The following is a 23367-nucleotide window of genomic DNA, read 5'->3' as shown; positions in this document are numbered from 1 at the left end:
TGAATTGGTATTAAGTCACTAAAAAGGTTGTGATTTTCTTCTACACTTGAGCTACAAAGGAGCGTAAGGCTAACCGATACGGTAAACAAAGAACCAAATAACGGTGAAGTATTAAAGACGTGTTGTAGTCAAACATTATTCAGTATCCATCCACATAGACGTAATTATCTCCTTGGAGTATCAGGATGCATAACAATCATAAAAAGATAAGGAGGGAGTATGGCAATTCAATATTTAAGTGCTGAGCAGCTCTATCATATTGCAACATTAGAAAAACTGCCATGTAAATCAACCAAAGAATTGGCTCCTATTGATGAGATCGTCGGTCAAGAGCGTGCGCAAAAAGCGGTTGAATTTGCCATGTCTATCAAAGAGAAAGGTTACAACATTTATGCTATTGGGCGTAATGGGCTGGGTAAACGGACGATGATTCTCCGTTATCTTAATCGCCATCAGCATGAAAATACCGAGTTATTTGATTGGTGTTATGTGGCCAATTTTGATGATATTCGTACTCCTCGGGTGTTAAAGCTTCCATCTGGCGTGGGACAAAAATTTCGCCAAGATATTGAAAAATTGATGGCAAAATTAATGAATGCCATTCCATTAGCTTTTGATAATGAACTCTATTTTAGCCGTGCCGATCGGTTAAAAAATCAATTAGCACAGAAGCAGCAACACGAGTTGGAAGAAATTACTCGCCGAGCGAAAGAGCGTGATATTAGCTTAACCATCACGACGCAAGGTGATTATCAATTCGTAGCCATGAATGGCGAGGAGATGCATACCGAAGAAAGTTTCGATGCGTTAAGTAAAAAAGAACAAGAATATTTTTCTCAAACGATTGATGAACTTGAAGTTAGTCTCAGAAATATGGTTCGACAGCTAACTGAATGGGAAGAAGCGTACAGTGAAAAAATTAAAAAATTGAATGATGATGTGACGCTAGATGTCATCAGTCATTTTATTAAGCAGCTCAAACAAGATTATTCTAAATACCCAGAAATCAAAGCTTATCTGACCGAGTTACAAAAAGATATTGTTGAGAATGTGGATATTTTCCTCGATGATACCGGCGAGCAAGGTGAATTAGCCACTGCTGCCCTCGATAAAAAACTGCCCCGTCGTTATAAAGTGAATGTCCTGGTTTGTCGATCATCGCAACAGTTCCCTGTCGTCGTTGAGGAAAATCCGAATTATCATTCACTGTTTGGCTATATTGAAACTGCGACGTATAAAGGCACCGTATTCACTGATTTTTCTTTGATCCGTGCGGGTAGTTTACATAAAGCCAATGGTGGCGTGCTGTTGATGGATGCCGTCAAAGTATTAGAGCAACCTTATGTTTGGGACGGCCTGAAACGAGCACTCCGTTCACGTCAGTTAAGCTTTACCTCATTAGAAAAAGAGGTCACTTTGACGGGTACAGTTTCATTGGATCCAGAACCGATTCCTTTAGATGTGAAAATTATCTTATTTGGTGATTATCGCACCTATGAATTGCTGACTCATTACGATCCTGAGTTTAGTGAGTTGTTCCGTGTCACTGCCGATTTTGAAGATGAAATGAAGCGTACCGTAGAGAGTGAGCTGCATTACGCTCGGTTTATTTCTAGTATCATTCATGACAATAATTTGCTGCATTGTGACCGAAAAGCGATTGCACGAATTATCGAACACAGTTCTAGAATGACAGGTGATCAGCATAAACTGTCGTTACACTCAGCGCATATTGCTAATTTATTACGTGAATCAAACTACGTTGCCAGACAAGCTAATTCAAATATGATTCGACAAAATCATGTCGAAGAGGCGTTGAATAACCAACAAATGCGTGTTAACCGTTTGCAAGAAGGGGTTATGGAAACCTTTCTCAATGGCACAACTTTAATTCAAACAGAGAGCACAGCAATCGGTCAAGTCAATGCACTTTCAGTGCTGGCAACCAGTGACCATGCTTTTGGGGCACCGAATCGAATTACGGCCACCACTTCTTATGGTGACGGCGAGATCATTGATATTGAACGCAGTGTTGATTTAGGCGGCAGTATTCATTCAAAAGGAGTGATGATCTTATCTGCTTACTTAACGTCAGTCTTTGGCCGTACCGCTCGGGTACCATTAACCACTACTATTACTTTTGAACAATCGTATGGTGGGGTAGATGGCGATAGTGCGAGTATGGCTGAATTTTGCGCGATTGTGTCGGCATTTTCTAAGTACCCGAACCGACAAGATATTGCGATTACGGGCTCCATGAATCAGTTTGGTCAAGCGCAGCCAATTGGTGGCGTGAATGAGAAAATCGAAGGCTTCTTTGATGTCTGTAATATTAAAGGGCGGCATGATCATCAGGGCGTGATTATTCCGCGGGCAAATATGCATAACCTGATGTTACGTAATGATATTGTCAAAGCGGTCGAAAAAGGTGAATTTCATATTTGGGCAATTGAGCATGTTACCGAAGCCATTGAACTATTTACCGGTAAACCTGCTGGAATTGCAACAGAAGATGGCAGCTATCCAGTAGATAGTATCTTTGGCTTAGCACAGGCAAAACTCAACGCTTTGCGTAAATAAACTACGCTGATAAGGCTTCCTTGCCGAAGCCTTATTGCTCTCTAAAGTGTTCCGAAACGGCAGATCGACGAGTCGGCGTTGGATCGGTTGACATGGTATGTTCGTAGCCTTCTCGAATAAAGCGTTGATGAGGAATTAATGGCTCAATTCGCCGCAACTGGGGGGATTTTTGAGTCCCGGATAATTGATAAATGGTTATCCCACTGCCAGTGGTAACCTCAATACTTCTTCCATCAAACCCAAATTGAGTACTGATCAGCCGTTCATTCCGAAAGACACCTTGTTCATTAAAGGTAAGAACTTCCGTCAAATGGGGGGGAGTGCCTATTTCTATCCATGAGCCATAGACATGTTTGGGGTGGGTATAATCTTGATAACTAAAATAGATGAGCATGGAAAATATCAATGCCAAAAAAGCCAGCACTAGCCAGAAAACAGTTTGTAACAGAATCTGCTTGGAGGTCGATGGATAATGGCGATAGCGTGGTTTATTCATGATCTCTTCTATTTTTCAGCATACTCAGTGATCAAACAGGTACACTTAGAAACCACTTCGACGTATAGGTTTGTGTTATACCCACAGTGGTTTGAGTGTATCGATTAATTTAGAGTGAAGCAGTGATTTATTAAGCGCAACAACGATGATCGAAAGTATGATCTAGCTTCAATATTTATTCAATACGGCAAGTAGGTAGCGGTTATTTTTATTCTCTCAAGGCGTTGTAGCACATAGCTGAGCTGATCAGAGATGAGAGAACGGGAAAATATATAGCTCATGAAGCATGTTTAAGCATGGGTTGATAGTATTGGCTATAATTTAATCAAAGCTGGGCGAGTGAGGAGAATAGATGGCGATCGTTCCCAAACATACTGATCCTTATTCACGTTATGATCCTGAGCGAGACCTAACTACAGACCAATTACACCGTTTTACACAAACGGCGAATAGTGCTCAAAAAAAGCGCGAAGAACAATCAGCAGAAGAAAAACCACCAGAGAAACCATCGTTTATGATGGCAGCGGCACGTCGTGCTCGACGTCAGGCGATGAAGCCCGTCGTGGTAACTAAATCAGATAAACCGAATACGCTTCGCTATATCGTTTGGTTAGTTGTGTTTGCAGCGATCGGGTTGTGGTGGATGTATATGTCCGGTTAAACGATTGGAACCGATCACTGCTGCTGAGTTTTCGGCTTGGTAACATCAAGGGGCACTAATCCACAACCATAGGAAAGCGCTCGATATGTTTAGCGGCGGCACAATACGGCAATCCATCAATTTCCCCTTATTGATGCTGTTGAGTTAGTGCATACTTACTTCACTGGCATTGGCTGTTATCTATGTGGATGAGCAATTAATTTTTCATAATCAATACTTGTACAGATAATGAAATGAGACAGAGATAGCTGTTTTTTGCAAATAGCAAATATTTTGCATTATGCAATTTTATTATGAGATTAGTTGTAATGAAACTGGTGGTTTTTTGCCCAAAATCGCACTTTTTATAGGGTTAAAAGTTGGCACACAATGTGCTTTATATAAATTGACCCTTTTAAGCCGAGGGTCACCTAGCCAACTGACGTTGTTAGTGAACCCTTTTGTTCACATCTATATACAGCCAATCGCGCTTCTTGCGATTGGCTATTTTTTTATTTGTTATTCCCCACATTTTTGATAACAGCTTGGGATACGAGGACAAACGGCACCTCGAGAGCAGATTAAGCGTGCTTGGTTCTCTATACCACGCTCAACCCAGTTAATGTTGAGAATCTTAGCAATCGTCAATAAGTCCTTTTTAATATGGCGAGGAATGGATGTGGTTCCTCCTTGTGTGACGCAGGAGGCTTTTAGCTCTTCAGCAATGCTTCGGGCATCTCCCCCCTGTGCATTAATGGCTGGGTTAAGATCGATACCGGCACAAAGGACTCGGTTGTTTCCTGCAGGATCGGTCATATTCATCGATTCACAGCAGTAGATCCGTGGTTCATCACCCACATTTAAAATGGAAATTTGTGCCGAACTGCCAGGCTGAGGCTCCGCTAAGCGACGAAATACTGCCCAATGTTGACATGGATCATTCACTTTACGCATATTTCCCCAAGGAAGAGGAATACCATTTCCACGATAAACCGCTTTTAGCTTCCCTTCACCATAAGCATCAAAATAATGCCAATGTGGGTAGGGAGAGACGACGGTCATTCTTCTCATCGCCACAGAGGGAGAAACACCGGCCTTTTGATGTACCGCTATCTCATAGCCATTTCTATCCAGTAACTGGCGAAATGGAACTTTAGGACAGAGTAATGCTCCGGCAAAAAAGCTTGATTCAAAATCACGCCAGGCTTGTAAAATATCTTGTGAATTCAGTTCAGAACCCTGTGGGGTTTCAGCCAACTCTTCCCAACTGTGTGTATGTCCAACCGAAAGAACGCTTTTTAACCCGTCCTTACTGTGGAGTATATTATGGCCAATGTAGACGGCTAAATCATATTTGAGCCGAGTCGGATAGCTGCGTAGGATTTCATTTAAGTAGATATGGCCTGGCGGTTCGAAGAAAGAGGTGACCAACTGTTTGGCGCTAATCCCTAATTCATCGACCACATCATGTGGTGTGCGAGTCACCCAGCGTACGGTTAAGCCTAAATTTTTCGCCATATCGATTAAGTCTTCTACTGCTAAGTTAAGGCGTTTTAATCCAACTTCCTCAGCGGCTCGTTCTAAATCAGGAAAATGATTTTGCAAGCTTTCTTGATGGGCTCGAATCAAAAGATGAGCAAATTGTCGTCCTGTGATGCCTGCTTGTGAGAGCATTTCCGGGATAGCTATTTGTAAAATATCATGGGAAAAAAGAAAACTCGGCTCAAGAGCCATACCACTGATGCCTCCTCGTTTCCCTTTATCTGGTGTAATATCCGCTTGCCCGGGTTCATCGTCTAAAAACCAACGTGGATCTTTTTGAAAAACCTCTGCAATCACTTCCAGCATTTCTATGCTAGGTACCCGTTTCCCTCGTTCAATCATCGAAAGATAAGAGACCGATGGCGCATACTCTGGATTAATACGAATACAGCGCGCAGAGAGATCTTCCATCGTTAAATGGTTACGTTTTCTTAAATTTCGCACTTTTGTACCCAAAAAATGGGACTGTCTAACTAAGCTTTTGGAGATGGCCATTTTGTAAAATTCACATTGTAAAATTTTTGTTGTGAAATTGTAGTTAAAAATACGGTAATCTACCAAGTAAGCAAGTCACAAACTTGAGTGAAATTTAACCACAAGTTTGAAAAAGATTGCGCTAGGACATAATTGAAAGTTATCCATGAGGGAAAGACGATGAATATGCTGACATTCGATAAGACTAACATGCAACAACACAATAAACCCTTTATCGCTGAAGCTGTCTTCGCCGTCGAGACAATCAGCGCTAATTTACAACGAGAAAAACAACTTAGAGCCAAGCAATTGCTTGATCGTTTATTCCCGTTAGAAAATGGTTCTCACCAAGAAGTGACAAGTTATGTGATCGATTATCATCATGTACTGGCATATTTTAAAAATGGTCAGCATAGTGGGCTGAAGTATCCTAAACAGTTTATTGCTTACACGGGGGGGAAAGAACAACCTTGTTCAATTCTTTTTCGAGATGGGCATGGGAGCCATGTTGAAGTCTTACTCGGTTGTCAACGAGGAACCGGTTATATTGAACTGATCGACATCGATGACATTCAGTTAGAAACCTGTACTGTCCTTAGCCAAGAGGTGAACGATCATATGCCAAACGCTGTTTTGCGCCATTGGATTAGCTTAATTAAGGGAGATGAGCGGGGTAAGCCTCAGGCCAGCAGGGAAGATAAAGAATTTAGAGCTAAGAGTGGAGGGGATTACTGTCTTAGTTATTGTTTTAATTTATGACCAAATAAAAACGATATCCCCTTCCTACTTGAATCTGCAGAGGTGTTGGCTACGTTGGTTCACCCCAATTACATCGCCTGTTTATGTTCATGGGGATGATGAGAGCCATCCGTGGCCCTCACCAAAAGCCAGCCTACGGCTGCTCAAATTTGTTCCAGACAAATTTGTTACTTACTTGCCGCCTACCTGCAATTCCAAGTTGTTTGAGTATAAAACCTTGAGCTTGATGGTTTAATGCTCAAGGTTCTGTTTTATAAGGGCATAACTCGGTTACGACCTAATTTTTTTGCTTCATAGAGCAGTTTGTCTGCCCGATCAATCAGATTGTCTACTGTTTCCATTGGTTGATACTCCACCACACCAAAAGAGGCGGTAATATTGCCAACTTGCTGCCCTGTTCGACGATCGCGAACGTATAACCTTTCAATTGAGCGGCGGAGAGAATCGGCAAATTGGCGAGCACTACGCAATGGTTTATGTGGTAGAATCAAGGCAAATTCTTCACCACCAAATCGATAGGCTGTAATGCCTTCTCTACAACTGGCTTGAATACGTTTTGCCAGTGTACGCAGAACCGAGTCACCGAATAGATGGCCAAAGTCATCGTTATACGATTTAAAATGATCGATATCCAATAAAATAAGACTCATGGCTTGTTGAGCATGCACAAAACTGAGCAAATCAGCGTTAAATGAACGACGATTATAAAGCCCGGATAGTGAATCAAATAAAGCGTCTTTTTGCACATCGGATAATTGATGACGCAAGCGAGAAATTTCTTCGCAAGCATTTTTCAATTGAGCGCCTAGAAAGCGAGTTGAATGGCGAATATCTTGTGATTCACTGACTAACTGCCTAATTAAGCTCATGACTTCATCGATGGAAAGATCTTCTTTTTCCACGCGTTCTAAATGATTAAAGCTTTTATCAATGATCGTTTCAAAAGCATGAGTATCTGTCATTGTGTCTGACATTGAACTGGCGACTTCAGTGGCTAATAGTTCGATATTGGAGCGTAGTTCACTAACCGTGGTTTCGACTTTAGAAGCAATAAATTGCTGGTAGAGGTAATCCCCAGAAGCTGGCGGGCAAATCCCCAAGTTGCTTAATACGTCATCAAGCTCTTGGTTGAGTTGTGGCATCGTATTATCAACATAGGTGTACCAAAGTGCATAGTTAGTTGGGCTGGCAGCAACATGATGCTTCATCATTAAAGGCACCGCTTTTTTTAGGTTCTCGGTTGCTTTTTTAAACGTGTCGTCAGTCATTGTCTTATTCATAATACTACCCTATGAACTAGTATATTTAGCATAGCGGATTTTATTTTATATTGCTGCAAAATAATCGGCTACACAATGAAGCTCGATAAGGCATTGATGGCTAGATAAAGCGAGTTATCCCCTTCCTACTTGAAGCTGCAGGGGTGTTGGCTACGTTCTTTCACCCCAATCACATAGCCTGTCTATGCTCATGAGGATGATGAGAGCCATCCGTGGCCCTCACCAAAGGTCAGCGCCTACGGCTGCTCAAATTTGTTCCAGACTAATTTGTCACTTACTTGTCGCCTACCTGCAACTCCAAGTTGTTTGGGTATAGCAGGCTAAAAAGAAGGGCGGGCACACGCCCTCTGAACTGGGAACCTAACGAGCTAAGGTGCCATTACGTTGAGTGTCGATAGTTTTTGCTCCTCGTAACATCGCTTCAATCAGTTCTGTCGCATTAAATTTTTCCAATGCTTCATGTGCCCCCACTTGACGCGCTCTATCGACGCATATTTCACTCGATAATGAGGTATGTAAAATACAATATGCATGGCTGAGTTTGCTATCATTTTGCACTTCAAAAGCAAGTTCATAGCCATCTAAACCGGGCATTTCAATATCACTGACTAGAATATCAATCGCTTTATGTTCATCCGCGGCTCGACGCATCAGTTCAATGGCATCAAGTCCATTTTTACAAATTTGGTATGGAATATTAATACTGTCTAAAGCATCAGCGAGTTGTTTACGAGCGATAGAAGAGTCATCCACTAACAAAATATGAAGGGGTTTTAGGCGTTCACGTTCTATATCTGTCAGCATTGGAACTTTCGCTGACTCATACTGCGGATAGATTTTTGAGAGCAATAGTTCAACGTCTAACAATTGTACGATACGATCTTGATAGCGAGTAATTCCCGTCACAAAAACATTTTGACCTGCAGAGCTAGGAGCACTCTCGATGGTGCGCCAATCACATTCAATAATTTTTTCAATACTACGAACCATAAAAGCCACCACAGTTCGCAGACAGTCGGTAACAATTAAATAACAGTTTTTATATTCTTGTTCAGTTATCCGCCGAAAACCAATGGCCGCAGCCATATCGATTACTGGCACAGTGAGGTCTCGAATCGTGACAGTACCAACCACATGATGATGAGAATAAGGGATTTGAGTCATCGGTAAAAAAGGAACAATTTCTCGTACTTTTAATGTTCCTATCGCAAACAGTTGCCGCTGTGAGTTCAAGGTGAACATCAACATCCCTTGTGACTGATTCGCTTTACTGATGGTTTTAGCCATAATATTACTCAAAATAAATGCTTTCTATGTGTCTATAGTAACTGAAAAAGGTCAAGTCGTAACGTGATCAAGCCATTTTTAGCGTCAGCAAACCAGAAAAAATCGATGGGCAGTGAGGAGGTGCATTCTCTTTAACCTTTAGTTAGACTGAGCCACTTTTATTGTGAGAGAAAACCATGGCAAAAACAGCAGCGGCATTGCATATTTTAGTCAAGCATAAAGAACAGGCCGAAGCATTACTTCAGCAGCTAAAAAAAGGAGCAAAATTTCAAACTTTGGCAAGAAAACACTCCTTATGTCCATCAGGCAAACGAGGCGGTGATTTGGGAGAGTTTCGTCAGGGACAAATGGTACCTGCGTTTGATAAGGTGTGTTTTCAGGCTGAACTTTTGACACCTCAGTTAGTTAAAACCAAATTTGGTTGGCATATTGTTAAGGTGCTGTATCGTACCTAAGGTCAACAGACCGTAAGTGGCTGGATTTTGATTAATATGTCAACTGAGTCTCAGTAATTGCTTTATTACTGCAGTTTTAATTGATTCGTGTCAACACAAAGCCAGATACCATGGTGTGATACACGTTAAAGTTGCATTAGATAATTGTGTGTTATTGGCAATAAAAAGTGACGAAGGTTGCATATTCTCATACTTTTTTACAATAAATTTTACAAATTGATTTCCATCAAATTTGTATGGTTTTTCTGTGTTATGTTGCGGGCATAATAATTATTAGCCCCAACAAAAGGAAAATCATAATGAAAAAAACAGTCTGTGGATTGGCTGTATTAGCCGCGCTTGTCTCAACTCATGTATTAGCCCACCAGCAAGGGGATATTTTAGTCCGGGCAGGCCTAGCTGCTGTTGTGCCTAATGATAGCAGTGATAAAATTCTAGGAAGCTCTGACGAGTTGAAAGTTAATACCAATACTCAATTGGGACTCACCTTAGGGTATATGTTGACGGATAATTTCAGTGTTGAGCTGTTGGCAGCGACCCCATTTTCCCATGATATTTCTACTGATCTACTTGGATTAGGCGATATTGGTAAAACGAAACATTTACCCCCAACCGTAATGGTTCAGTACTATTTTGGTGAGGCGAATTCTGCGTTTCGTCCTTATGTCGGAGCAGGCATTAACTACACCACTTTTTTTGATGAGAAATTTAATAACACCGGTAAAACTGCTGGGTTAAGTGATCTGAAATTGGATGACTCATGGGGATTGGCGGCCAATATTGGTATTGATTATATGCTTGACGATAATTGGTTTTTCAATGCGTCAGCGTGGTACGCTAATATTGAAACAACCGCTAAGTATAAATTTGGTGGTGCTGCTCAGTCAACGGATGTAAAAATTAATCCTTGGGTGTTGATGATAGCGGGTGGGTATAAGTTTTAACTGCGAAATCTCAACTCCGCTTAGTGTGTAATAAAATTCAATTTAATCTAAGAGGTGCACTCTAGCACCTCTTTTTATCTCTTCTGTTTAGCAAGTCTCTGTCGGTATTTTGTGATATGCCGAGGCGAAAAAGACTTGTTCCGAATGTAATGCCAAGGCACTATAGATTTTTACCATCCCTTCATTTTGTTCATGGTTTGAATGTTATCATCTCTGCTGTGCCAATATGTATCCTATGAATAGAAACGCGCTTACACCACATAACAATAGTAATATGCCTCTTTATTCTAACTTACCAACTTTACAGGGCCGTCCAATATGTTGCACTGGTTGTGGATAGTCGCGTGGCTGTGGGCTGCTAGTGCTCAAGCCGCTCACCCTACATTTATCGCGCCCTTTTTACAAAGAAATGTACCATTTCCTAGTTTTGAAACGATTGAACAGAGCCCATACTGGTTTGCGTGTGGTGAGCGAGCCACTGACAAGCGCTGGTGTAGCGATCCGTTTTATTATTATTCAGTTTCTGTTTGGGCCAGTATTGGGCAAGATGCCGATCAACCGGTAGTGATGACGATGTACAGCGATTATTCCTCTTCAATTTGGAGTCAACTTCAGCTTGGCTTAAGGCGAGATGGTTTTTCATTGGGTTGGGTGAAGCTGGGCGATAATGAGTTTGATGTGATCGAGCGGCGAGAGGATGAGTCTTGGCAAGAGCTTGATCGAGCGTTGATTGTATTCTTAAACCGTAATGTGAACGAGTTTCCCAAAACACAACGTTGGCTTGCTCAGCAAAGGCAAGTGCAGTTAAAAACGGATGGAATCATCATCGAATTGCAATGGATTTATATTAATAACCGTTCATAACATACTGAACGTAAAGGAGTGTTACCCATGGTTGAAAAAGTAACGATGGCATCGAAAGGGCCTGAGTTCTCTGAATTGGTGCAAGGTTATTGGCGTTTAGGGGAGTGGAATATGACCCCCCAAGCGCGTTTAACGTTCCTCAAGCAACATATTGAGCTTGGTATTACCACGGTCGATCACGCGGATATTTATGGCAATTACCAGTGTGAACGTTTATTTGGTGAAGCGCTTGCGCTGGAGCCTTCACTACGAGAACAACTGCAAATTGTGACCAAATGCGATATTAAATTATGCAGCGATCAATTCCCGAATCGTCAGATTAATCATTATGACACCAGTTCGACACATATTTATCAGTCTGTAAATAATTCTTTGCAACGTTTAGGTGTCAATGAATTAGATGTGCTGTTATTGCATCGTCCAGATCTGCTGATGGATGCTGATGAAGTGGCAGAATCGTTCGCCGAATTGCACAAAGTTGGTAAAGTGAAACACTTTGGCGTGTCAAATTTTACGCCTGCTCAGTTTGAATTATTGCAATCTCGTCTTAGTAAGCCTTTAATCACTAATCAGGTGGAAATCAATCCATTGAATTTTCAGGTCGCTCATGACGGCACATTAGATCAACTACAAATGTTGCGTGTTCGCCCCATGGCTTGGTCTTGTTTAGCCGGTGGCGCGATCTTGAATGGACAAGAAGAGTCGAGTCAACGTGTGCGAGCTGTACTTGAACAACTAAAAGAAGAGACAGGCGCACAGACTATTGCTCAAGTGGTATACGCTTGGGTGCGTCAGTTACCTTCTAGGCCGCTACCGATAATTGGATCTGGAAATATAGAACGCGTAAAATCGGCTGTTGCAGCACTAGAACTTACGTTAACTCGTGAGCAATGGTATCGAGTTTGGGTGGCCGCGAAAGGACATAACGTGCCTTAAATTGTGTTGTTATGTAAATTTTTTCATGTAAAAAAGCCGCGGCATCATATCGTGCCGCGGCTTTCTCATTCGATGGCGAAAGGTAATTAACCAATCACAATTTGCCCCAGTACGTAGCCTAAGCAGCATGCGCTGATCACACCAACTAAACCCGGAGCCATAAAAGAGTGGTTAAAGTACCACTTGCCAATTTTGGTCGTGCCGGTCATATCAAAGTTGACTGTTGCAATATCCGATGGGTAGTTCGGAATAAAGAAGTAACCATATAGTGCTGGCATAAGGCCAATTAATAAAGCAGGCTCTAAACCGAGTGCTAAACCAACGGGTAACATCATTTTTGCTACAACGGCTTGTGAATTTACCACGACAGAAACGATAAATAGAGCCAGAGCAAAAGTCCAAGGGTAAGCGTTGACCATGTCAATAATGCCGGAACGAAACTGTGGCATGGCATATTGGAAATAAGTATCCGACATCCAAGCAATACCAAAAATGGCAATCGCAGCCACCATACCTGATTTAAAAACAACGCCTTCTGGAACCACTTTAGGATTTACCTTGGCGACCAGTAAAATAATCCCACCAAAGCAGAGCATCATCATCTGAATGACGGTGGCCATATTCACCGGTTTATCACCGCCAACCATACGGACTTCAGGGAACATGGCGACAAAAACAATAACCAAAATTGATAAAATAAACAGTAATACCGAATTTCTCGCAGCGGTTGGCAGTTTTTCATCTAAAGATGTGGCGGTTGTGCTTAATATTTTTTCTTTAAAAACAGGATCTTGTAGTCTTGATTGATAATCTTTATCTTGATCCAGTTCCTTGCCTCTACGCATACTGTAGAGTGACATCAATACGGTACCAAATAATGTAGCGGGAACGGATACCATTAAAATTGAGAGCAAGGTTATGCTGTGATTAATATTCGATAATTCAGCTAAGTAATACACCACAGCGGCAGAGATAGGAGAGGCGGTAATGGCAATTTGTGATGCCACAGAAGCTGCCGCCATTGGGCGTTCAGGTCGAATACCATTTTTTAGCGCGACATCACCGATAATCGGCATGATGGAATAAACGGCATGGCCGGTACCGAGCAAAAAAGTCATTGAATAGGTCACTAAAGGAGCAATAATAGTGACGCGCTTTGGGTTACGGCGTAACAACTTTTCTGCGACTTGCAGCATGTATTTCAGACCACCGGCAGCTTCCAGAATAGAAGCACAAGTTACCACTGCCAAAATGATCAGCATGACGGTAATCGGGGGTGACGTTGGTGGCATTTTGAAGATGAATACCTCGATGACCAAGCCAATGCCTGAGACAACCCCTAACCCGATACCGCCGTAACGTGAGCCGGTATAAAGGATCAGCAAGAGGAATAAAAATTCCAAATAGAGCATAGATATAGACCTTGTTATTTAAGATAAATGGCGACTATTTTCCCGTGCTATAGATAAAAAATATGAAGCATTTGTCACATAAACTTACATTCTAAAAATGGAAAGTTGTTGGTGTGATTTGGGTCACTTTATTTTAAGTAAAGGTAAAAAATTTAGGAGGATGGCTGTAGGAAAAATGTTGTGTTACTCGTGGTGGAATGTAAAAAAAAGCCAAACGAATTAGTCTGGCTCTCCTAATCCCCATGAGCATAAATAGGCGATGTGATTGGGGTGAACGAACGTAGCCAACACCCCAGCAGCTTCAAGTAGGAAAGGGATAACCGAATATTTATTCGGTTTCGATATCATCATAAATGGTTGGGATAGGTTGACGCTTATGTTGTGTCGTCTGATAAATATGAATCAGACGTTCTGTGATTGAAGAAGGAACGGGTTTACCTTCGAGAAAATCATCAATTTGTTCATAGGTCAGATTGAGCGCTTCTTCATCCGCCTTTTGTGGCGTCAGTTCTTCTAAATCGGCGGTGGGTATTTTATTCACTAATATTTCGGGGGCTCCGAGTTGAGCTGCCACCAGACGAACTTGACGCTTATTGAGGCCAAAGAGTGGTGCTAAATCGCAAGCGCCATCCCCATATTTTGTATAAAACCCTGTGATATTTTCGGCTGAGTGATCAGTTCCTAATACCAAGCCTCCCACATACCCTGCAATTTCATATTGAGCAACCATTCTCGCTCGAGCTTTGACATTGCCTTTTACAAAATCAATTTTTGCCTTATCGGTGGGCAATAATCCCGTCCCCGAGAGCGCTTGATGCGAAGCCGAATGTAAGCCATCGACTCCGGATTTAATATTGACGGAAACACAATGAGTCGGTTGAATGAAAGAGAGGGCGAGTTGCGCCTCCTGCTCATCTTTTTGTTCACCATAAGGCAAACGCACCGCAATAAATTGGTATCGATCCGTATTGTGTTGTTGATTTAATGCTTCGATCGCCAATTGAGCTAAACGACCACAGGTGGTTGAGTCAACCCCGCCACTGATCCCCAGTACAAGGGCATGGCAGCCAGAGTCTACTAGCTTACGCTGAATGAATGCGACTCGACGTTCAATTTCAAACTGAGGATCAATGTTTGGTTGTACCCGCATCTCTTTTCGAATCATTTGTTCCATAATTTTTCCTTTCCCAGTAAGCGAAACCATGTTTGGATCCTCGCATCTTGATGTAAATTAGTTATATCATACCGAAAACGATAAATTAGAAAACCGTGAATACGATCTCGAAAATAAAGAGAGAAATCGATGGAAAAAATAGCCGTATTTGGTAGCGCTTTTAATCCGCCAACGATTGGGCATCAAAGTGTGATCGAGTCGTTAACTCATTTTGATCGCATTGTACTTGTCCCCAGTATTGCGCATGCATGGGGGAAAGAGATGGTGGATTATGAAGTCCGTTGTCGGTTAATCGAAGCATTTATTGCCGATTTAAGTTTACCTCAAGCTCAATTAGCCACGGTTGAAAAAGAGCTTTTACAGCCAGGTCAAAGCGTAACGACTTATGCTGTGCTTTCTTTTTTACAAGCGCAATGGCCCGAGGCGGAACTGACTTTTGTCATTGGCCCCGATAACCTATTTCAATTTGGTCAATTTTATCGTGCCCAGGATATTCTTCAACGCTGGTCGGTGATGGCCTGCCCAGAAAAAATCAAGGTAAGAAGCACTGATATTCGGTATGCCGTGCAAGAAAAGAAAGATATCAGCCAGTTAACCACACCGAGGGTTGCAGCGTTGATCACACAGCTTAACTGTTATCGGATCGCATCATAAGAGCCTGCATTGGGTAATACAACCGAGTTTGAAGCACCTGAAGCAGATCACGTGATGCATTTAGTTGGAAAATGTTGTCATCGCCGGTGTGATCGGCGATGACTGGATGGTTAAGTGTGGCTGGATGTCGGTTATTTGGTGACGGGCCTGAAAAATAGCGCTTGTTGCCTCAGTGTTATACGGCTAAAGGCATATGCTGTGAAGGATCTTGATGTTTATAGACTCGCCGTAATCCGAGCAGAGCAAAAATAGACATCACCAGCATAATCGTGCCGAGTGGTAATTGATTCGTAGCCGGGAAAAGTGAAGCGACTAACGTTGCAATACCAGCCCCCAAGTTTTGCATACCGCCAAGAATAGCGCCTCCTGTTCCGGCATGATAAGGCAATGGCTCCAACGCTCCGGTTGTTGCAGCCGGGAACAATATACCCGCGCCTAAAAAATACAAGGTTGCACCTCCGACTAAGGTGAGCGCTGTGGTTTTATCAAATAGACCCGGAATGAGTACGATCATTGAGCCACAAATAATCGCCATTAATCCGACATGTAACGCTTGTTTTTCACCACTACGTTGGGCAATGGTATTTGATAGCCATGCGCCAGTAAGATAACCGGGAATAGGAGTAACAAATAGTAAACTTACTGTGGTGGCTGGTAATGCGAGCACTCCGCCTAAAAGAACCCCTGCCGCCCCTTCAAAAACAGCGACACCAGCAAAGGTGGCGACTAAGCACAGTAAATATCCTTGAAATCGGTGATCTGAAAGAACAAATTGGTAGCTTTTCAGTACCGATTCTTTTTTCCGCGCTTCTTTCGGTAGTGTTTCAATCATCGTTGTCATCATGACGATAATGACGGCGATAGCAAATAAAGATAAAAACAGATAGCTGGATCGCCAACCAAACGTTTCGGTTAAATAACCGCCGAGCACCGGTGCAATTAATGGCGAAAAGATCAAACACATACTGATCAAACTATTTGCTTGATGCAATTTTGCACCACTGAAACAGTCTCGGGTTAAGGTGCGACTCATGGCTCCACCACAGCCAATTCCTAATCCCTGAATAAAGCTGCCCGCTAAAAATAGGGAGTACTGGTGAGCAAATAGCGCCACTAAACTTCCCACAATATAAATAGCTAACCCAGCAATAATGATCGGTTTACGGCCAAGACGATCAGATAAGGTTCCATAGATAAACTGTGAAAAACCATAAGGAATTAAGTAGCAAGCCATCACTGCTTGTAAAGCCGCAGGCGTGACCAGAAACTCATTAGCCATGTAGCCAACGGAAGGAACGTACATGGTTTGCGTCATTTGACCGACTGCAGTCAATATGGCGATCAGGAAAGTTAGTTTAGCTAATGGAAATGTTGCAGACATCTTTTTCTCCACCTAACAACATTAAAAATAAAAAGGGAAAGTTTTACTAATGACAAATCAGAGTGTGGCTATATTCTCAGCGCGAGATATTAGTTAGATAAATTAACTTAAGCAATCTTAATCTATCGAGTATCGCACGATAAAAATCTATAGTTTGAATTAGAAAAACTAATCAATACTTAGATCCAGTATACGCTTGTAATGCGTAATAAGGACTAAGAAATAGAAAAAGTAAGGTTTTAGCGTGAACGGATTGCCTTTACGCGAGTCAGTGGTATTCTATATCTAAATGATAATCAATATCATAAAGGAGGCGTATGATAACCCTCGTTTTTACACTAATCTTGTTATTTGGATTGGGCAGCAAACTTGCCATCCCTATTGCTCGATTATTACTGCTCGCTTTATTACTGGTGGGACTGTCTTTACAAGCAGGGTTCCACATGGTTTTCGTCCTGATTTGTTTATTTATTGCTGCGCCAGTTCTCAGTCACTGGAAAGCACAGCCATGGACGAAAATTTCTTTTATGTTTTGTGTGCTCGGACCTTGTTTGCTCAATTTGTGGTTAATTTTTGTTCACACCATTCCTGCTTGAAGCTGCAGCTGTGTTGGCTGCATTCGTTCACTCCAATCACATCGTTTGCCTATGTTTATGGGGATGGTGAGAGCCATCCGTGACTCTCACCAAAGTCCAGCCTACGGCTGTTCAAATTCTTCCAGACAAATTAGTCACTCACTGGCCGCTTACCTGCAACGTCAGTTGGTTGGGTATACAACTCGCTGAGGGATAAGTTTATCAAATCATTGCAATACTATTGCGGCGTAAAACATTACTGGTTATAGTTCTCACCCAATAATGAGAATGCTTATCAAAATACATCGCAATATTTAGCTAGCAATAAGGAATCGTATGAAATCAGTAATGAGTTTGGCCGCATTGGGATTATTTGCCTCACTTTCTGTACAGGCTGCCAATGTCACAATCGAGCATCAAATGGGACAAACAACGTTAGAGCAAAATCCTCAGCGCGTGGTGGTGATAGGTATTGGCCCGTTAGATGCCGTTCACTACTTTGGTATTAATCCAGTGGCGGTTTCCAAAGTGGCAGAGTTACCCGACTATTTAGCTCAGTATAAAGAGGCGCAATATGCTCCAGCGGGTTCATTATTTGAACCCGATTTTGAGCGTATTTATATGCAAAAGCCTGATGTTATTATTACCGGGCCACGAGCGGCACGTACTGCCTATGATGAGTTAAGTAAAATTGCCCCAACGGTCGTGTTTGCGATTGATGACAAAAAACCGTATTGGGAGAGTACGCAAGCTCAATGGCGTAACCTCGGCAAACTGTTTGCCATTGAAGATAAAGTCGAAGCAAAAATTGCCGAGTTAGACAAACGCTTTACTCAAGTTCATGACTATAACCAAAAGCATCAAGCACAAGCGATGACGGTGATGAGTTCGGGAGGAAATATAACCACTTTTGGGGCAAACTCGCGTTTTGCAGCGGTCTATAAAGATTTTGGCTTCGCTGAAGCGGCCACGGTGAAGCAAACGGCTAATCACGGTAATTTAATTTCATACGAATATATTCGACAAAATAACCCGCAAACGCTGTTTATTATCGATCGAGACAGGTTGGTGAATAAAGGGCAAAGTCACACTCGTGAAGAGTTTGAAAATGATTTGATCAAAGCCACAGAGGCTTATCAACATAACCGGATGGTGTTTCTCGATCTCAATGCTTGGTACCTAGCGATTGCTGGTGTTACAGCGACGGAGCAAATGTTGAATGATATGCAAGTGAAACTGCATCAAGAATAACGCCTGTGTTGCCTTGTAAGTTGGTGGATGACTTGGTTGATGCTAAGTCATCTCGGCCGCTATTGTTCAATGTTTGTACTTTTGATTGTCATCGTAGAATTAGGCCTGATTGGTTGAACCTATAAAGTCAACGTTTGCTTAGATTTGGTCTCTATTTTCGTGGTCTGACTTTTATCGTTAGTGTCGCGATCACTGTATCGATTTGTGTTGTTTGGGGTTAACTTTGAAAAAGTTATTACTCGTTTTGTTTATTTTAAGTCTGATTTCATTATTTGTTGGGGTCGGACAGCTTTCTCTGATGGCTTTAATTCAGGGGGATAGCATAGCTTGGCAGCTATTATGGACCAGCCGGTTACCTCGCGTGCTTGCTGTGCTACTTGCGGGCGGTGGGTTAAGTATCGCCGGGCTTATCATGCAGCAAATTAGTCAAAACCGATTTGCGGCTCCGTCTACTTCTGGCACGATTGAATGCGCGATGTTGGGGTATGTGCTTAGCCTTGTCCTTTTTGGTCATGGTGAAAGTTTACTGCTTATTTTTGCCACTGCGATGATAGGCACTTTGATTTTTGTTCAGTTTATTCAACGTATTCAGTTTAAGAATGTTGTCTTTGTTCCCCTCGTGGGAATTATCTTTGGCAATGTTGTGCAGTCAGCCGCTACCTTTATTGCTTATCGTTATGATGCTTTGCAAAACCTCTCTGGTTGGGCCGTTGCGAATTTCGCAAATTTATTAAGTGGTGATTTTGAGCTACTGTACATTGCCATTCCGGTTGCTTTACTGAGCTACCTTTATGCGGCACGCATTTCTGCTGTCGGCATGGGGAAAGATTTTGCGGTCAATTTGGGCTTAAATTACCAACAAGTTTTGACATTAGGCGTCTGTTTAGTATCAATTATGGCGGCTTCTGTGGTCATGATTGTCGGACAATTACCCTTTCTCGGCCTAATTGTGCCCAATTTGGTCAGTTATTTTTATGGCGATAACTTGCGCAAAAACATTCCACGAACGGCACTCTTTGGTGCTTCACTCGTGCTGTTATGTGACATCATCAGCCGAGTGATTATCTTTCCTTATGAAATTCCTATTTCCATGATCATCAGTATTCTTGGCGGCATTGCGTTTATCTTGCTGATTTTAAGAGGGCCAAAACATGCAAGATAATCGTAAAACGCTGGCCATGCTATGCGTAGCGCTTGTGTTTGCTGGGCTTTTTATTGGTCTTGGACTAACGGCTGATAATTATCAATACTTTTTATCTCGCCGTATCCCTAAAGTATTGGCCATGATTGTGGCAGGTATCGCTATTGCGCAATCTTCGTTGGCGTTTCAAACCATTACTCACAATCGCATACTTACCCCAAGTATTATGGGGTTTGATTCGCTTTATTTACTTGTGCAAGTGTTAGTGGTTGCGTTATTGGGTAGTTTAAGCCATATCATGCTGAACACTTATTGGAACTTCTCAGTATCCGTTATAGTGATGCTGCTATTCTCTAGTCTACTGTTCACCTTTTACTTTCGTCGTCAACGTAGCAACATCATTGTGTTATTACTACTGGGTGTCATTCTCGGTCAACTTTTCTCTAATTTCTCTTCCTTTTTTATTATGTTGATGGACCCGAATGATTTTGCTGCTGTGCAAGCCAAAATGTTCGCTAGCTTTAATAATGTTAATGTGCATTTAGTCTATGCGGTTTCACCGCTACTATTGGTGGTTAGCTATGCCTTGTTCCGTTTACACCGGATTTTAGATGTATTTTGGTTAGATGCAGACAATGCCATTAGCCTTGGGGTTGATGTAAAACGGACAACACGTTCAGTAATGCTATTGAGTGCGGTGTTAGTCTCTATTTCAACTGCGCTTGTTGGGCCTGTGATGTTTTTTGGGTTATTGGTCACTAACTTAACTCGAGAATGGTTGCACACCTACCAGCATCGAACGCTATTATTGGCTTGTTCTGCGATGTCCGTTGCCGCTTTATTAGCGGGTCAATGGGTGGTGGAAAACCTATTTTCATTTGGTACAACCTTGAGCGTTATCATCAATTTTATTGGTGGTATTTATTTCCTCTCTCTTCTTTTGCGCAATAAAGTGGTATAGGCCCGTTATGATTCAATTAGATAAATTGACTAAATATTTTGGCTCACAAGCGGTCGTGTACGAAGCCAGTGCCGAATTTGCTAAAGGCAAGGTGACCTCGATTATTGGGCCTAATGGTGCTGGTAAAAGTACCTTATTGTCGATGGCGAGCCGATTAATTTCACGAGATCAAGGCAAGGTTTGGATTGATAGTCGCGAGCTGGTTGATTGGGATACCAAAGCACTGGCCAAGCGTCTATCGGTACTGCGTCAAGCCAATAATTTAACGATGCGCTTTACGGTACGAGAGTTAGTGGCGTTTGGCCGTTTCCCGCACTCACAAGGTAAGCTAACCGCTGAAGATCAGGCGATGATTGATCAAGCGATTCATTATCTGGATATAAAAAGTTTAGAACATCATTATTTAGATGAGTTAAGTGGGGGACAGCGCCAACTTGCTTTTATTGCTATGGTGATGGCACAAGATACGGACTACATTTTCTTAGATGAGCCGCTCAATAATTTAGACATCAAGCATTCATTACAGATTATGACGACTATCCAGCGACTCGCTCACGAGTTAAATAAGGCGGTTGTGGTCGTAATTCATGATATTAATTTTGCATCTTGTTATTCAGACGCCATCATTGCTTTAAAAAAAGGGCAAGTGGTTGCGCAAGGCTCAGTCAATGAGGTGATCCAAGAAGGCGTACTCGGTGAAATTTATGAAACTCCCTTTCGAGTCCTTGAGCTAGAAGGAAAACGGATGTGCTTATATCACACCGCTTAGGTGTGTTTTGTTAGCCATTGATTCCGTCTCTAGTGAGTTCATCTCGACGGGTTATGGCGAGTGCTGTGAGCGTCATTATTGAGCAATGCGGCTATTGGGCATGGCGGCCATTTTTTGTTATGTTATCTTAAGCCATCATTTAATCCTTGTAAGGAATATGGTCATATATTTCTCTACTTAAAAGAAATCATTCCTTGCTAAAGATCAACAAATAAACCTTTCCAGTCACAAAGAACAAAACAAAAGTTGAAAGATTCAAAAATTATTGAATAATGGTCAACATGAAATGGAGAAGCACAAGCTTCGAACTCTTAGTCGGAAACAGGATACTGCCCCATGTCGAACTCGTATGTGTTGGTTATCAACTCAGGAAGCTCTTCGCTTAAATTTGCCGTGATTGACTCAGTCACTGGCGAAGCATTGGTTACTGGTCTTGGTGAGTGTTTTGGCCTGCCCGAAGCCTCAATCAGCTGGAAATATCAAGGAGAAAAAACAGAGGAAGTGATTAACACGGCAGAGGATCATCATCAATATGCCGTAAACCGAGTTGTGAAGCTCTTAGAAACCTTGGGGCTAAGTGCTCAATTTGTTGCCGTTGGGCATCGTATTGTCGCTGGAGGAGAAACGTTTAAAGGAACCGTAAGAGTCACTGATGAGGTCATAAACGAAGTGGAACGTTTAGCCGAACTTGCTCCATTGCATAACAAAGCGAACGCCGTTGGAATGCGAGCTGCGATGGAAGCCTTCCCTGAGTTACCTCAATTTGCGGTTTTTGACACTGCGTTCCACCAAACGATGCCGGCGAAAGCGTTTACGTTTGCACTGCCTTACGAGTTGTATGAAAAACATAAAGTGCGTCGTTATGGTGCTCACGGGACTAGTCACTATTATGTGAGTCGTGAAGCCGCAAAAATGATCAATAAGCCCATTGAACAAAGTAACTTTATTACCGTACATTTAGGTAATGGAGCCTCTGTCACTGCAGTAAAACATGGCGAATGTGTGGATACCAGCATGGGCTTAACACCGCTTGCCGGTTTGATGATGGGGACGCGTTGTGGCGATCTCGATCCGAGTGTGATTGAGTTTTTATTCCGTAAAGGTTGGAAACAAGAAGAACTCTTTGAAATGCTGAATAAAAAATCAGGGTTCTTAGGGGTATCTGGAGTCACCAGTGATGCTCGCGGTGTATTAGAAGCGATGGACAATGGCAACCCTCGAGCCAAACTTGCCTTTGATATTTTTACGTATCGCGTTGCCAAATACATTGGCTCTTATATGGTCGCAATTGGTGAAGCCGTTGATGCGATTGTCTTTACTGGAGGTATTGGTGAAAATTCACTACCGATTCGCAGTGAGATTTTAAGTTACCTCTCTGTTTTTGGCTATAAAGAAGATCCGAAAGGTAATGCAGAGGCGCGTTTTGGTCAGTCGGGTAGCATCACTTGCTCAGATTCAAAATTGGCATTGGTGATCCCAACCAACGAAGAATTCGTGATCGCCAAACAATCGGTTGAGTTATTGTAATTTAAATTAAACACAGGTAGTTAAAGGCGAGCTTAGTGCTCGCTTTTTTTTGATTTTTTATGTTGAATTGTCCATCGCTAAGCATGCGCATGGCCGTACAGCTATTGCTCACGATATTGACTTGCTCAGTTTATTTTTGTTACCCCAAGTTAGCGAGGTTAGTGTTAAAAATAGGGATAGTTCACAACAGTTCATTTTTAATTGCTTGAAAGAGAAAAGTGAGTTTTGTAGCATTGTTACTGATAATTACAAATTTTTACAAGAC

21 protein-coding genes are annotated in these 23367 nt (G+C 42.1%); 14 read left to right on the top strand and 7 right to left on the bottom strand.

Annotation, left to right across the window (positions count from 1 at the left end; translation table 11 throughout):
- The first annotated feature begins 219 nt into the window (after positions 1 to 219).
- Positions 220 to 2580 (top strand): Lon protease family protein, encoded by a 2361-nt coding sequence (locus CAG57_RS14535; RefSeq protein WP_161439547.1) that lies wholly within the window; start codon positions 220 to 222, stop codon positions 2578 to 2580.
- 31 nt (positions 2581 to 2611) lie between these two features.
- On the opposite strand, the gene CAG57_RS14530 is transcribed toward CAG57_RS14535, so the two are convergent.
- Positions 2612 to 3076 (bottom strand): DUF2850 domain-containing protein, encoded by a 465-nt coding sequence (locus CAG57_RS14530; RefSeq protein ID WP_161439546.1) that lies wholly within the window; start codon positions 3074 to 3076, stop codon positions 2612 to 2614.
- Between the two features lie 352 nt (positions 3077 to 3428).
- Between CAG57_RS14530 and CAG57_RS14525 the strand changes: the two genes are divergently transcribed.
- Positions 3429 to 3737 (top strand): hypothetical protein, encoded by a 309-nt coding sequence (locus tag CAG57_RS14525; RefSeq protein ID WP_161439545.1) that lies wholly within the window; start codon positions 3429 to 3431, stop codon positions 3735 to 3737.
- Positions 3738 to 4235: 498 nt separating this feature from the next.
- On the opposite strand, the gene CAG57_RS14520 is transcribed toward CAG57_RS14525, so the two are convergent.
- Positions 4236 to 5753 carry a DUF3612 domain-containing protein gene (locus CAG57_RS14520; RefSeq protein WP_161431089.1) on the bottom strand — a complete coding sequence of 506 codons (1518 nt, stop codon included), beginning with the start codon at positions 5751 to 5753 and terminating at the stop codon, positions 4236 to 4238.
- Between the two features lie 159 nt (positions 5754 to 5912).
- On the opposite strand from CAG57_RS14520, the gene CAG57_RS14515 reads away from it, so the two are divergent.
- A complete protein-coding gene (locus CAG57_RS14515) occupies positions 5913 to 6491 on the top strand; it encodes a hypothetical protein (protein WP_161428490.1) in 579 nt (192 codons plus the stop codon).
- Between the two features lie 251 nt (positions 6492 to 6742).
- Here CAG57_RS14515 and CAG57_RS14510 read toward each other — a convergent pair whose 3' ends face one another.
- Positions 6743 to 7759, bottom strand: coding sequence for a GGDEF domain-containing protein (locus CAG57_RS14510; RefSeq protein ID WP_161428491.1), 1017 nt, complete (start codon positions 7757 to 7759; stop codon positions 6743 to 6745).
- A gap of 372 nt (positions 7760 to 8131) precedes the next feature.
- Positions 8132 to 9058, bottom strand: coding sequence for a chemotaxis protein (locus tag CAG57_RS14505; protein WP_161428489.1), 927 nt, complete (start codon positions 9056 to 9058; stop codon positions 8132 to 8134).
- A gap of 176 nt (positions 9059 to 9234) precedes the next feature.
- On the opposite strand from CAG57_RS14505, the gene ppiC reads away from it, so the two are divergent.
- From ppiC to CAG57_RS14485, 4 genes are all read left to right on the top strand, one after another.
- Entirely contained in the window at positions 9235 to 9513 is a 279-nt protein-coding gene (ppiC, locus tag CAG57_RS14500) for a peptidylprolyl isomerase PpiC (RefSeq protein WP_161428488.1), read from the top strand.
- Between the two features lie 299 nt (positions 9514 to 9812).
- A complete protein-coding gene (ompW, locus tag CAG57_RS14495; protein ID WP_161427420.1) occupies positions 9813 to 10457 on the top strand; it encodes an outer membrane protein OmpW in 645 nt (214 codons plus the stop codon).
- Between the two features lie 318 nt (positions 10458 to 10775).
- A complete protein-coding gene (locus CAG57_RS14490) occupies positions 10776 to 11321 on the top strand; it encodes a hypothetical protein (protein WP_161427419.1) in 546 nt (181 codons plus the stop codon).
- Between the two features lie 27 nt (positions 11322 to 11348).
- A complete protein-coding gene (locus CAG57_RS14485) occupies positions 11349 to 12257 on the top strand; it encodes an aldo/keto reductase (RefSeq protein ID WP_099611071.1) in 909 nt (302 codons plus the stop codon).
- A gap of 86 nt (positions 12258 to 12343) precedes the next feature.
- On the opposite strand, the gene CAG57_RS14480 is transcribed toward CAG57_RS14485, so the two are convergent.
- On the bottom strand, positions 12344 to 13669 hold the full coding sequence (locus CAG57_RS14480; RefSeq protein WP_161427418.1) for an anaerobic C4-dicarboxylate transporter: 1326 nt from the start codon (positions 13667 to 13669) through the stop codon (positions 12344 to 12346).
- Positions 13670 to 13997: 328 nt separating this feature from the next.
- On the bottom strand, positions 13998 to 14843 hold the full coding sequence (nadE, locus tag CAG57_RS14475; protein ID WP_161428179.1) for an ammonia-dependent NAD(+) synthetase: 846 nt from the start codon (positions 14841 to 14843) through the stop codon (positions 13998 to 14000).
- Between the two features lie 129 nt (positions 14844 to 14972).
- Here nadE and CAG57_RS14470 point away from each other — a divergent pair, with 129 nt between their 5' ends.
- Positions 14973 to 15497, top strand: a complete 525-nt coding sequence (locus CAG57_RS14470) for a nicotinate-nicotinamide nucleotide adenylyltransferase (RefSeq protein WP_161428178.1) — start codon at positions 14973 to 14975, stop codon at positions 15495 to 15497.
- Between the two features lie 175 nt (positions 15498 to 15672).
- On the opposite strand, the gene emrD is transcribed toward CAG57_RS14470, so the two are convergent.
- Positions 15673 to 16878, bottom strand: a complete 1206-nt coding sequence (gene emrD, locus CAG57_RS14465; protein ID WP_161428177.1) for a multidrug efflux MFS transporter EmrD — start codon at positions 16876 to 16878, stop codon at positions 15673 to 15675.
- A 317-nt stretch (positions 16879 to 17195) separates the two neighbouring features.
- Between emrD and CAG57_RS14460 the strand changes: the two genes are divergently transcribed.
- The 6 genes from CAG57_RS14460 to CAG57_RS14435 all read left to right on the top strand — a co-directional run bounded on the left by CAG57_RS14460 (position 17196) and on the right by CAG57_RS14435 (position 23102).
- A complete protein-coding gene (locus CAG57_RS14460) occupies positions 17196 to 17474 on the top strand; it encodes a hypothetical protein (protein WP_161428176.1) in 279 nt (92 codons plus the stop codon).
- Between the two features lie 315 nt (positions 17475 to 17789).
- Positions 17790 to 18704 (top strand): siderophore ABC transporter substrate-binding protein, encoded by a 915-nt coding sequence (locus CAG57_RS14455; protein ID WP_161428175.1) that lies wholly within the window; start codon positions 17790 to 17792, stop codon positions 18702 to 18704.
- 223 nt (positions 18705 to 18927) lie between these two features.
- Positions 18928 to 19866 (top strand): iron chelate uptake ABC transporter permease subunit VctD, encoded by a 939-nt coding sequence (gene vctD, locus CAG57_RS14450; protein WP_099611097.1) that lies wholly within the window; start codon positions 18928 to 18930, stop codon positions 19864 to 19866.
- Positions 19856 to 20806 carry an iron chelate uptake ABC transporter permease subunit VctG gene (gene vctG / locus CAG57_RS14445; RefSeq protein ID WP_099611075.1) on the top strand — a complete coding sequence of 317 codons (951 nt, stop codon included), beginning with the start codon at positions 19856 to 19858 and terminating at the stop codon, positions 20804 to 20806. Before vctD ends, vctG begins: the two co-directional genes overlap by 11 nt.
- Positions 20807 to 20813: 7 nt before the next feature.
- Positions 20814 to 21575 carry an iron chelate ABC transporter ATP-binding protein VctC gene (gene vctC, locus CAG57_RS14440; RefSeq protein WP_099611076.1) on the top strand — a complete coding sequence of 254 codons (762 nt, stop codon included), beginning with the start codon at positions 20814 to 20816 and terminating at the stop codon, positions 21573 to 21575.
- Positions 21576 to 21911: 336 nt separating this feature from the next.
- On the top strand, positions 21912 to 23102 hold the full coding sequence (locus CAG57_RS14435) for an acetate/propionate family kinase (RefSeq protein ID WP_099611077.1): 1191 nt from the start codon (positions 21912 to 21914) through the stop codon (positions 23100 to 23102).
- Positions 23103 to 23367: the final 265 nt, after the last annotated feature.

It is taken from the genome of Vibrio sp. V30_P3S12P165, assembly GCF_009904905.1.
Lineage (GTDB): Bacteria > Pseudomonadota > Gammaproteobacteria > Enterobacterales > Vibrionaceae > Vibrio > Vibrio fujianensis.
This window is presented reverse-complemented; position numbering and strand designations above follow the sequence as displayed.

Coding starts and splice junctions, on each gene's coding strand:
- CAG57_RS14490 (WP_161427419.1), top strand. CDS start 10,776: ATGTTGCACTGGTTGTGGATAGTCGCGTGGCTGTGGGCTGCTAGTGCT.
- CAG57_RS14535 (WP_161439547.1), top strand. CDS start 220: ATGGCAATTCAATATTTAAGTGCTGAGCAGCTCTATCATATTGCAACA.
- CAG57_RS14470 (WP_161428178.1), top strand. CDS start 14,973: ATGGAAAAAATAGCCGTATTTGGTAGCGCTTTTAATCCGCCAACGATT.
- CAG57_RS14435 (WP_099611077.1), top strand. CDS start 21,912: ATGTCGAACTCGTATGTGTTGGTTATCAACTCAGGAAGCTCTTCGCTT.
- CAG57_RS14460 (WP_161428176.1), top strand. CDS start 17,196: ATGATAACCCTCGTTTTTACACTAATCTTGTTATTTGGATTGGGCAGC.
- CAG57_RS14485 (WP_099611071.1), top strand. CDS start 11,349: ATGGTTGAAAAAGTAACGATGGCATCGAAAGGGCCTGAGTTCTCTGAA.
- ppiC (WP_161428488.1), top strand. CDS start 9,235: ATGGCAAAAACAGCAGCGGCATTGCATATTTTAGTCAAGCATAAAGAA.
- CAG57_RS14520 (WP_161431089.1), bottom strand. CDS start 5,753: ATGGCCATCTCCAAAAGCTTAGTTAGACAGTCCCATTTTTTGGGTACA.
- vctC (WP_099611076.1), top strand. CDS start 20,814: ATGATTCAATTAGATAAATTGACTAAATATTTTGGCTCACAAGCGGTC.
- nadE (WP_161428179.1), bottom strand. CDS start 14,843: ATGGAACAAATGATTCGAAAAGAGATGCGGGTACAACCAAACATTGAT.
- emrD (WP_161428177.1), bottom strand. CDS start 16,878: ATGTCTGCAACATTTCCATTAGCTAAACTAACTTTCCTGATCGCCATA.
- CAG57_RS14530 (WP_161439546.1), bottom strand. CDS start 3,076: ATGAATAAACCACGCTATCGCCATTATCCATCGACCTCCAAGCAGATT.
- CAG57_RS14515 (WP_161428490.1), top strand. CDS start 5,913: ATGAATATGCTGACATTCGATAAGACTAACATGCAACAACACAATAAA.
- CAG57_RS14510 (WP_161428491.1), bottom strand. CDS start 7,759: ATGACTGACGACACGTTTAAAAAAGCAACCGAGAACCTAAAAAAAGCG.
- CAG57_RS14455 (WP_161428175.1), top strand. CDS start 17,790: ATGAAATCAGTAATGAGTTTGGCCGCATTGGGATTATTTGCCTCACTT.
- CAG57_RS14480 (WP_161427418.1), bottom strand. CDS start 13,669: ATGCTCTATTTGGAATTTTTATTCCTCTTGCTGATCCTTTATACCGGC.
- ompW (WP_161427420.1), top strand. CDS start 9,813: ATGAAAAAAACAGTCTGTGGATTGGCTGTATTAGCCGCGCTTGTCTCA.
- CAG57_RS14505 (WP_161428489.1), bottom strand. CDS start 9,058: ATGGCTAAAACCATCAGTAAAGCGAATCAGTCACAAGGGATGTTGATG.
- CAG57_RS14525 (WP_161439545.1), top strand. CDS start 3,429: ATGGCGATCGTTCCCAAACATACTGATCCTTATTCACGTTATGATCCT.
- vctG (WP_099611075.1), top strand. CDS start 19,856: ATGCAAGATAATCGTAAAACGCTGGCCATGCTATGCGTAGCGCTTGTG.